We start from the raw sequence: 9,406 nt of genomic DNA, 5'->3' as shown, positions 1-9,406 counted from the left end.
CAGCCCTTTCACGATTCTCACAGCACTGTTTTGCAGTGTGGGAATTTTCTCTGTTTAGTGGATCGTCGTGACGCGGACGGCGATGGAACCGCCCTCGTTGTAGGTCATGCCTGCAACCATGACAACCTTGTCGCCGTGGTCGACATAGCCGTTGTCGAGAGCACTCTTGGTGCAGGACTCGATCATCTCCTCGACGCTCGACCACTTGCGTCCTTGGATGGAGTAGACACCCCAACGCAGGTTGATGTGGCGTGCGACCATCGGGCTCGGCGCATAGGCGACGATGGTCGCCTTCGGACGGTATTTCGACACGACGCGCGTCGTGTAGCCGGACTGGGTCGGCGTGAGGATGGCGGTGGCACTCGTCTCGTAGGCGAGCTGCACGGTCGCATGGGAGACGGCATCCGTCGTGGAGGAACGCTCGCGGATCTGACGTGAGCGGATGAGTGAGTCGTACTCAAGCGACTCCTCGCAGCGCTGGGCGATGGTGTTCATCATCTTGACCGCCTCGACAGGGTAGCTGCCGCTTGCGGTCTCACCCGAGAGCATGATGGCGTCCGCACCGTCGAAGATGGCGTTGCCGACGTCGGAGACCTCGGCACGTGTCGGACGCGGATTCTCGGTCATCGACTCGAGCATCTGCGTAGCGACGATGACGGGCTTGCCGACGGCGTTGCACTTGCGGATGATTTCCTTCTGGATGACGGGCACATCCTCAGCGGGCACCTCGACACCGAGGTCGCCGCGCGCGACCATGATGCCGTCGGAGACGGCGAGGATCGCGTCAAAGTTGTTGACGCCCGCGAGGTTCTCGATCTTCGGGATGATCTCCATGTGGCCGCCGTGCTTGGCGATCAGGTGGCGGATCTCCTCCACGTCAGCAGGGCGCTGGATGAAGGATGCCGCAACGAAATCCATGTCGTTCTCGATGCCGAAGATGATGTCGCGCTCGTCCTGCTCGGAGATGGCGGGCAGGCTCAGCTCGATACCGGGCGCTGCAACGCGCTTGCGCGTGGACATCGCACCGCTGTTCTGGATGGTGGTGATGATGTCCTTGCCGCGCACCTCATCGACAACGAGCTCGACGAGTCCGTCGGAGAGCAGGAGCTTGTCGCCTGGCTTGACCTCAGTGTAGAGCTTCTTGTGGTTGACGCTGACGTGCGTCTCATCGCCCGGCGCATCGTCGTACGTAAGCGTGAATTTGTTGCCTTTTTCGAGGTGCACCTTGCCGGCAGCGAATTCGCCGAGACGCATCTCCGGTCCCTTGGTGTCGAGGATCAGCGAGATCACCTTCCCCGCGCGCTCCGCAGCGGCGCGTACCTTCTTGATGCGCTCCATATGCTCCGGATGCGTACCGTGGGAGAAATTGAAGCGTGCGCAGTTCATCCCGTTCTCGATGAGTGCATCGACGATGCCGTCCGGATCCGTGGCAGGACCCTGTGTGCAGATAATTTTTGTTTTTTTCAGCATGACATATCCCCCGTTTTTTTGTCCCTGAGTTTACATCTATGGATATTCTACACTCTTTTTAAGGAAAATACAAGGAACAGAAATGAACCTTTGTATTTTCAAGGTTTTTCGCTTCTCTGACCGCCGTTTGTCTACAATTTGCCTACAAACACCCCTTGTCTACAAAACGCTCGAAGATGCGGGCGGTCTCCTGCTGCATATCCTCTGTGTCATGCGCATAGAGATTCTGTGTGATGGTCGCGTCCGCATGACCGAGACGGGCGGCAACGTCAACGGGCTTCGCACCGGATTCGATCAACCGCGTTGCGTGCGTATGGCGAAAACTGTGAGAGTTCAGGACTAATCTGTAAAGCGCGTAGCGCACGTTCTCATGTGCATAGGGAATCCCCGTCGGGTGAACACAGAGCAGTTGGCGGCGTTCCGCATCGACACGAGGAGGCAGACGCTTTGGCAGGAGAATAAGCGTGCGATCCGCGTCCTTGCTCTCGTAGGCGATCTGATACGCCTGCCCTAAACGTAGCTCGCCCTTTGTTTGCTCTTTCTTGAGCGCACGCAGATAGGAGAGAAAGAGCGCATCTACATAAAACGTCCGCGCACTTGTCGCCGTTTTTGGCGTGTCAAAATAGCCCGCCTGTAGTCGTTGGCGAGAGATGGAAAGCAAGCCCGTATCAAGGTCAATATCATCCCACGTAAGCCCAAGAGCCTCACTGATTCTAAGCCCCGTGTGATAGAGGATTTTAAGCAGCGGGTAGAATTTGTTGCTTTCGGGAATGGCGGCGAACTGTTCGGGTGTGATAACAGTACGCTCAACTACTTTGCGCGGCGCACTTCGAGGGATGTTGATTCCCGTCGTGGGGTTCACGGCAATAAGCTCGGCTGGATAGATGGCATACTTCAATGCGGTGGAGAGCACCGTCTTTGTTTGACGGATGGTTCCTTGCGATAGCCCTGCATGGGCGAGTTCATTGACCCATAGATCAATGTCACGCGGGCGCAGCTCCTGCAAGTAAATATCCCCGATATGCGGTGTGATGCGCGAGTTTGCCGCATCGTGGTAGTTGTTGTACGTTGTTCGCTTCACGTTTGGACGCACGACGTTCTCTAGCCACGATGCGAGATAGTCCCGCAGCTTGATCTTCTCCGACGTGACACCGATATTCCCGCTCTTCCAGTCGGCGTAGGCCTTTACACCTGCATCAAATGCTTCATCCTCGGTGGCAAAGCCTCCTTTCTCCTTCATGCGGCGCGGATTCTTCGAGATGTCGAAGCTATAGGAATAGGTATTTCTGCGCTTGCGTATACGTATCTTGGACATAAATAAAACCTCCTTGAAATAGGAGGCGAATCATGGTAGTATGGAAGTGCAATAGGGCATGATTCGCGTCATGTCTGCCGCTCGGTGTTCGTAGCACTGGGCGGTTTTTAGTTGACTTACTATGGTAAAATTAACTTGTAAAATCAACAAAAGAAGGACGATACTCATGAAAGTATATGATCATGATATAAGAGAAATCTTACATAGAGACTTCTGCCAATATGAAGATTTTATAAAGACTCCAACTATTGTTATTGATGAAATGGATATTTGTGCAGGTAGGTCACGTATTGATATAGCCGTTATAAATGGGAAGATGCATGGCTATGAAATAAAAAGCAAGCAAGATACTTTAGAGCGTCTTCCTAGACAGGTGGAAGATTATAATAAAATATTTGACACGATGACACTTGTTGTTTTTGAAAATCATCTTGATAAAGTATATGAGTTAATTCCTGCATGGTGGTCAGTAAAAAGTGTAAGTGAGAAGAATTCAAAAATCTTTATTACTACGAGACGTGAAGGAAAAATGAATACACATCTTGATATTGATAGTATTGTTTTACTTTTATGGCGTGATGAGATGATAAACATACTGATGATGTATACGGATGTTCGAAAAGGCTATAAAAGTAAAACAAGAAAGCAATTAGGGGAATTATTGACCTCTAATATAGAGCGCGAACAGATTCCCCTAATTGTTAGAGAACAACTGAAACTTAGGGAATCGTGGAGAGCTGCTGTAATACAACAGCAAGATGGTGATTGCACGCGTATGTTACCCAATTAGCATGGTTACCGACACCTGTATTTCCCTGTGCTACTCGATCAATGTTTTGGTCTCCAAAAGAGAACTGAGCACCATAGTAATATCCAGAACTAATGACTTGTATTGATAGTTGATGATAGTTGATCTGCGGATTTCGAGAGCCCTTCCAAACGATGTAGCGGTCATTAGCGGTATATCTAATTTTTGGAAGAACACCATAACGCAATAAGCGAAAATCAATTTCACTTTCAGTGAATTTTGATACACCGTAGTCCGCATAGTGTATGTTACCTCTAATCGGAGATAATCTTGGTTCTTGTTTTAGTTGAGAAAAAATTTGATAGTCATATCTAGGATACTCAGCAGAACCACCGTTTCCGATGGAGGATAGGTCATCAGGAAAGGACGTTGAACAAATGACACATTGTGCATTGAGTGGAGTAAGTCCTTGTAGTATTGATATGTACTGGGAATAACATATGTTGGCCGTTTGTAGGTCAAAGACGTTGCCAGCATTTAAAAATATATCTAACTGAAGAGTGGACGTATATTGAGATATATTGCTGAGTATTTGGTGAATTTGTGGTCCGTTAAAATCAAGTGGGACGGGAAGGTAAACAGCGCATCTATTTACATTTGAAGGAATGTAGGCGATATCGAGATAATTCACAATTGGATATATAGCAAAACCACTAGCTTGTGCATATTGAATATACGAATTTAATACAGAAAGATGATCATCTTCATCAGGGTGATTGGATGTATCAAGGTAGATGGGGTGATTGTAATATGTTCTGATGGAATCGCAAAAATCTTTTGGTGTGCTATCGCCTACTATTTGGATTACTGGCATTAATTGAGGCACAGCAACCCCTATATTCTGCAATGCGATTTGTTCTCCTCGTTTCCATTTCAAAATAGGAAAGTAAGTTGTCATGATGAATACACTCCCTTTAAAAAAAGATATTGCTTCGCCGCTCTCTCTGTTGGCGCAGAGGGGGGGGCGGTTTTTATTGCATGATTGTGTCATGGTATCCGTTAAATAGCGTTATTTTTCGACGTATTTTAACCGTGTCGGATGCGAGGCGGTTAGAGCATAGCGGAATGCTCTGAACTGTGTTATACTGGACGCGTTGCCGCCCCTACACATGGCAATGGGAGGGGGTGTGTGTATGAGTGTTATCGCATTTTTTCTCTCCATCTTGGCTGGTGTAATCGCCAACTGCATCAGCAAATGGCTCGATGAGAGAGACGACGGCGACGAGCCTAGGCGTTAGTCCCTGCCTGCAATATGGGAACAGAAAAGCCCCCAAGTTCGCACCTTGGGGGCTTTTCGTGTGCTTAAGTGCTATCGCATTTGCCAAACACATTATAACACAAGCCCCCGATGATATGCAAGTGACGCGTTACTGCCGCCTAGGTGCGGTCTTTTTTATGCCCGTTTTGCGATGTGAATCAGGCGATCTTCTCCACCTCAACGGGGGTGCTGCGCTCATAGAGGTGTTCCGGAGCAATGTCCACATCATCGCTCCAAATGACTGTGCCGTACGCCGCCCTTGCTCTCAGGAAGAAAGGAAGGCTTTTCAGCGGGGCGAAGATCGGCTTCTCAAGCAGGGGGCGGGCATCATAAATACGCTGCGTGCCGCCGGTAAAGGTGATAAGCAGAGTGTAGTCCTCACGCGCCGTCACGCCCTCAACAATCCATGCAGGCTGTTTCATGGTGTCCACTCCTTTCTCTATCGTAGCGGGTCAATCTTGTAAAGTGGCTGCTCACTCATCGCAAGTTCCCAGTTGGCAAGAAGCTCGTCGCGGTGCAGCTCTGTCCATGCGGCAATCAGTTTGAGTTGCTTGCGTGGCATATCGCCCTCGGTGAGGTCGCCGTCCATGTTGAATACGGCATTATGCCCCTGATAGGTCGCGTGAAAATGCGGCGGATTGTGCTCACCGTTGTTATACATACGAATGATGATCCCGAAGAACATTGAGATTGTCGGCATAACATAAACCTCCTCTTTTGATCCTGTCCTATAAAGTCAATAAAATCAACGGGTTACGGATATTTTAAATGGTAAAATACCGATATTTGATCCTGTTGTTTGCCGCCCTAGGTGCGGTCTTTTTTTATGCCCGTTTTGTCAATCCCAGTTGATCTCGCTATGAGAAACGGTTTCTCCGTTTCGATACTCCTGCATGGCGAGGCTGTGGGCTTTCAGATCATCGTCTGTCATGCGGTCATCTGCATCATTCGGTATGAAGCGTTTGACTACTTCCAAAAGAATGGGGAGTTCACGATCAGGAACAAAATCCATCATTTCAACAATCTGTGCTTTTACAGTCATATCAATAAGCCTCCTTTGTAGACATCCCCGCGCGGGGCGATTTTTTCAATCAGAATCGTATTTGTATCAGGAAGAGAGAAAACAATGCGCCAATTACCGACGCGCAGCCGATACAGTGAATCACTTCCTTTGAGGGGGTTTACATCTCCTTTTGGCAAATCCTCAATCGCTTTTTTGAGACGTTGTTTTGTCGGCTTGTCCATACTTCCAATGGTTTTCACAGCAGCTTTGGCATATTTTATTTCCATAGAGATTCCTTCCTGCCGCCTACGATGGCGTCTTTTTTATGCCCTACACAATATCGCTCTGAAAGGCGACGGCTTTTCCGAGGATGCGGCACTCGACATAGCTTTCTGCCGTATAGACGATGGGGGCGTACTTCGGATTCTCAGCTTGCAATATAAGAGAATCTTTCTCCTTGTAGACGCGCTTTAGCGTTGCCTCATCCTCGATCAGGACGGCGGCGATCTCGCCGTTATCCACATCCTCCTGCTTGCGGATGAATATAATGTCACCGTCATTGATACGCGCGCCGATCATACTGTCCCCCTGTATCTTCAGGCAGAAATCAGCGTCAATGTCCTCCGTACACTCGCGGTATCCGTCAAAATTCTCATCGGCGTATATGGGAACCCCTGCGGCAATCGTACCGAGGAGGGGGACTTTCTTTGTCCGAATTGGGAAAATGTTGGGAAGATCGGGCAGATCGCCCGAGGCGGGGGATTGCTCCCAACCCATAAGAGCCTCCGGCGTTGTTCGTAACGCTTGGGCGAAAGCTACTATCTTAGATTGTGGTATATCGTTCTCGCCCTTTTCAATTTTGTTGATGGAAGAACGTGACTTATACCCCATGCGTTTTGCTAGTTCCTCTTGTGATATGCCGAGTTCTTCCCTTCGGGTACGAATCCTTTTATATATCTCCAACATATAAACACCACCTAGATATAAACTATAGTGTATGTTCAGTGTACTATATCGTTTCTTGAAAATCAACATTTATTTATTTTTGCAAATAAAAATGTTGACATATAATCTACGCAATGGTATTATACGAGTGTAGATTTATATTCAACAAAGGAGGGGAGAGGATGACAGATACTATAGAGTTTGAGATTGCGCTGAAACGCGCAGGGCTTACAAAGAAAAAGGTTGCACAAAGCCTTGGTATTTCTGAGATGGGGCTGTATCAGAAGGTCAATAACATCACGGAGTTCAAGGCAAGCGAAATCTCAAAACTGTATGAACTGTTGAATCTCAGCAACCTTGCTGAGCAACAGAAGATTTTTTTTGCCCATTGAGTTGATTGTAAATCAACAACAACAACCCCGAGCACGTAGTCAAACGGCATCCGCGCAGAGAGGAGGTGAGGGGATGGAGGTCATCATCAAAGGTGATGTCAAGGAAATCGTTACGCTTCTATTGGAACTGGAGGTGCAGCGAAGAATTTCTTTTGTTGGTGAGATGAAATACTGCTTGCTGAATAAGCAGAAATCACAGCCGCCTGTTGATCCTGTCAAATAACCCCCTTTGACATGGCGTCCTGAATCCATTTGCACTGGTCATCCGGAAGCTGGGCTTGAACATAATGTTTGGTAATCTTGCCTTGGTGCATTCAGGTCGTAGGTAATGAGGTAGAGCATTTTACAACATCCTTTCTGTCATGAAATAAGGGGGAGAACTATGGCGGATATGCAGCTGCTCAAGGCGAAGCTGAGATACAACGGGCTGACCTATCAGGAGGCAGGAGAGATCATAGGCGTTGGGCGAGATACGTTCTCTCGGAAAATGCTCAATGAAGGCGGAGGGTTCACCGTCGAAGAACTGAGGAAACTAAGGGGGGCAATGCAGCTGAGCAAAGATGAACTGTGACGGATATTCTTCCAATTATGTTGATGTTTTACAACATATAGTTGGATAAATCAAGTGTTCTCACAATATGTTGTATAGCCGAAACGGGCGCAAGCCCGTCCGCGGGGAACGACCTCCCTGCGCTGATGATGGCAGGTCACGTCCCGCCCGTTCCGAGGCGAATCATGGTAGATAGCAAAGATGGCGGGGCGTTTCCTCATAGATAGGAGGTGAGGTCATGGGAAAGACAGCGACGGATGCGGCGGCGGATGCTTTCGTTGCAGGGCTCATGGTGGGTTTTGACAGGATCGCTGATGAGAAGCTGACCGAGAAGGTTGATGCGTTGGAGCAGCGGATTGTCGAGCGTCTGCCAAAGGTGGTGGCACTGCCGCCGATGCCTGTAGACGTTCCGGAGGAGCGACTGCTTGATGTGAAACAGGTCGCGGCGATGCTCAGGTGTTCGCCGCGTGCCGCACAGCAGCTGATGGACAGCGGCAACCTGGCCTATGTGCTTCTTGACCCGAGCAGCAATCAGCGGAAAGTCCCATATTCGTGGGTGGTGGAGTACATTCACTCTCTCAAGCGCTATACGGGCAAACTCAGGGAAAAGAAGGAGGTGTCAACATGAAGAAGTTGATTGCTGGGTGCGTTCTAGCAGGAGCGGCGATCCTCTGCGCTGGAATGGCGACGCATGAGGACACACATGCTGTCCTCATCGAGGAGATCTACACCGTTCGCCCCGGTGATACGCTCTGGGGCATCGCCGAGGAGTACGTCAAAAAGAACACCGGCACGCGCCGGTACATCCTCGAATACAAGTCGGGGATGGAGGAGCTGAATCCGTGGCTCCTCGATAGGGACGGGATGATTTATCCCGGCGATGAGATCAAGGTGACCTATTGGGTCAAGGGTGAGGAGGAAACAAAATGAAAATGGAAGTAAAGAAAGAAGCTGCCGCATTCGTGCTGCAGGGAAGCAGCTACAACGGGTGCGGCGAGCCTGTCGAAGTCAACTACGCCGAATTACGGGCGGCGGCGGTAGGAGAAAAGTGGGAAGCCTACGACAACCACAACTGCGGGCGCGCCGTACACAGCGAGTCCGCAGAGGTCGTCCACAAGACGACGCAGGGGGCGGCAGTGCTCCACCGAAAGTGGGGCACGACGGACAGCCCCGACCCGGAGAGCTGGGAGGATACCCCCGAACTCGTCTGGTACGAGTTCGCGTGAAGGAATGGGATGAGGCACTCGCGGGGGGGCGCGCAAACTCAACACACAAGAAGAAGGAGTGTATAGCAATGGAAAATGAGAAGTCAACGGAGAATCAAATCCTTTCTGGGAAGTGTCAAGGCTACAAACCCGAATGGACGGATAATTTTATCTGTCCGGGGGAACTCACAGTGCAGATCACTCTGAGCGAATACCGGGATCTCGTACAGGAGTCTGCAACAGCGCGTCAGAAGATCAGCGAGGCAAATGATAAGAGGGCGGAATACTATCACGAGATGGAGCGGCTCAAGAAAGAGAACGCCGAGCTGAAAGAAAAGATCGTCCAGCTTGCAGGAGGCAAAACACCGCAGGATGCACCCGAGGAAGATGAGTAAAGAAAAAACGCCCGATGCGGCGGCAACCGCACAGGGCGCAGAGAAATAAGGTTTTCACCGTGAGT

General features: G+C 49.7%; 16 protein-coding genes, 1 other RNA gene and 1 pseudogene. 9 read left to right on the top strand and 9 right to left on the bottom strand.

Annotated elements, in window-relative coordinates; translation table 11 throughout:
- Positions 1-54 precede the first annotated feature (54 nt).
- Together pyk and AXE86_RS04255 are read right to left on the bottom strand one after the other, a co-directional pair.
- Positions 55-1,470 carry a pyruvate kinase gene (pyk, locus tag AXE86_RS04260; protein WP_061945050.1) on the bottom strand — a complete coding sequence of 472 codons (1,416 nt, stop codon included), beginning with the start codon at positions 1,468-1,470 and terminating at the stop codon, positions 55-57.
- A 142-nt stretch (positions 1,471-1,612) separates the two neighbouring features.
- On the bottom strand, positions 1,613-2,785 hold the full coding sequence (locus AXE86_RS04255) for a tyrosine-type recombinase/integrase (protein ID WP_061945048.1): 1,173 nt from the start codon (positions 2,783-2,785) through the stop codon (positions 1,613-1,615).
- 166 nt (positions 2,786-2,951) lie between these two features.
- Between AXE86_RS04255 and AXE86_RS04250 the strand changes: the two genes are divergently transcribed.
- The gene (locus AXE86_RS04250) at positions 2,952-3,575 is read left to right on the top strand and encodes a sce7726 family protein (RefSeq protein ID WP_061945046.1); all 624 of its coding nucleotides are present in this window, start codon (positions 2,952-2,954) and stop codon (positions 3,573-3,575) included.
- Here AXE86_RS04250 and AXE86_RS11955 read toward each other — a convergent pair.
- From AXE86_RS11955 to AXE86_RS13475, 7 genes and pseudogenes are all read right to left on the bottom strand, one after another.
- On the bottom strand, positions 3,505-4,491 hold the full coding sequence (locus AXE86_RS11955; RefSeq protein WP_071884681.1) for a beta family protein: 987 nt from the start codon (positions 4,489-4,491) through the stop codon (positions 3,505-3,507). The two genes, AXE86_RS04250 and AXE86_RS11955, sit on opposite strands and share 71 nt — an antisense overlap.
- A 518-nt stretch (positions 4,492-5,009) precedes the next feature.
- Complete coding sequence (locus tag AXE86_RS04235; RefSeq protein WP_061945040.1) at positions 5,010-5,273, bottom strand: DUF2442 domain-containing protein; 264 nt, start codon at positions 5,271-5,273, stop codon at positions 5,010-5,012.
- Positions 5,274-5,290: 17 nt separating this feature from the next.
- On the bottom strand, positions 5,291-5,551 hold the full coding sequence (locus AXE86_RS04230) for a DUF4160 domain-containing protein (RefSeq protein ID WP_061945038.1): 261 nt from the start codon (positions 5,549-5,551) through the stop codon (positions 5,291-5,293).
- Between the two features lie 138 nt (positions 5,552-5,689).
- Complete coding sequence (locus AXE86_RS04225; protein WP_061945036.1) at positions 5,690-5,893, bottom strand: hypothetical protein; 204 nt, start codon at positions 5,891-5,893, stop codon at positions 5,690-5,692.
- Positions 5,890-6,141 (bottom strand): type II toxin-antitoxin system RelE family toxin, encoded by a 252-nt coding sequence (locus tag AXE86_RS04220; RefSeq protein WP_061945034.1) that lies wholly within the window; start codon positions 6,139-6,141, stop codon positions 5,890-5,892. Before AXE86_RS04220 ends, AXE86_RS04225 begins: the two co-directional genes overlap by 4 nt.
- Before the next feature lie 43 nt (positions 6,142-6,184).
- Positions 6,185-6,631: a LexA family protein gene (locus tag AXE86_RS04215; protein WP_061945032.1), complete on the bottom strand. Its 447-nt coding sequence runs from the start codon at positions 6,629-6,631 to the stop codon at positions 6,185-6,187.
- Between the two features lie 15 nt (positions 6,632-6,646).
- Positions 6,647-6,820, bottom strand: a pseudogene (locus AXE86_RS13475) (helix-turn-helix domain-containing protein); the annotation flags it as partial.
- Positions 6,821-6,981: 161 nt separating this feature from the next.
- Here AXE86_RS13475 and AXE86_RS04210 point away from each other — a divergent pair.
- From AXE86_RS04210 to AXE86_RS12615, 8 genes are all read left to right on the top strand, one after another.
- On the top strand, positions 6,982-7,191 hold the full coding sequence (locus AXE86_RS04210; RefSeq protein WP_061945030.1) for a hypothetical protein: 210 nt from the start codon (positions 6,982-6,984) through the stop codon (positions 7,189-7,191).
- Between the two features lie 73 nt (positions 7,192-7,264).
- The gene (locus AXE86_RS12620; protein WP_157064408.1) at positions 7,265-7,414 is read left to right on the top strand and encodes a hypothetical protein; all 150 of its coding nucleotides are present in this window, start codon (positions 7,265-7,267) and stop codon (positions 7,412-7,414) included.
- 159 nt (positions 7,415-7,573) lie between these two features.
- Entirely contained in the window at positions 7,574-7,762 is a 189-nt protein-coding gene (locus tag AXE86_RS04205) for a hypothetical protein (RefSeq protein ID WP_061945027.1), read from the top strand.
- A gap of 76 nt (positions 7,763-7,838) precedes the next feature.
- An RNA gene (locus AXE86_RS04200) (hammerhead ribozyme type II) lies at positions 7,839-7,903 on the top strand.
- A gap of 76 nt (positions 7,904-7,979) precedes the next feature.
- The gene (locus tag AXE86_RS04195; protein WP_061945025.1) at positions 7,980-8,369 is read left to right on the top strand and encodes a hypothetical protein; all 390 of its coding nucleotides are present in this window, start codon (positions 7,980-7,982) and stop codon (positions 8,367-8,369) included.
- Positions 8,366-8,671, top strand: a complete 306-nt coding sequence (locus tag AXE86_RS04190) for a LysM peptidoglycan-binding domain-containing protein (RefSeq protein ID WP_061945023.1) — start codon at positions 8,366-8,368, stop codon at positions 8,669-8,671. The genes AXE86_RS04195 and AXE86_RS04190 overlap by 4 nt, the downstream gene beginning before the upstream one ends.
- A complete protein-coding gene (locus AXE86_RS04185; RefSeq protein ID WP_061945021.1) occupies positions 8,668-8,967 on the top strand; it encodes a hypothetical protein in 300 nt (99 codons plus the stop codon). The genes AXE86_RS04190 and AXE86_RS04185 overlap by 4 nt, the downstream gene beginning before the upstream one ends.
- Before the next feature lie 170 nt (positions 8,968-9,137).
- The gene (locus AXE86_RS12615) at positions 9,138-9,341 is read left to right on the top strand and encodes a hypothetical protein (protein ID WP_157064407.1); all 204 of its coding nucleotides are present in this window, start codon (positions 9,138-9,140) and stop codon (positions 9,339-9,341) included.
- Positions 9,342-9,406 lie beyond the last annotated feature (65 nt).

Origin of the sequence: Selenomonas sp. oral taxon 136, from assembly GCF_001554015.1 — a bacterium.
GTDB lineage: Bacteria > Bacillota > Negativicutes > Selenomonadales > Selenomonadaceae > Centipeda > Centipeda felix.
This window is presented reverse-complemented; position numbering and strand designations above follow the sequence as displayed.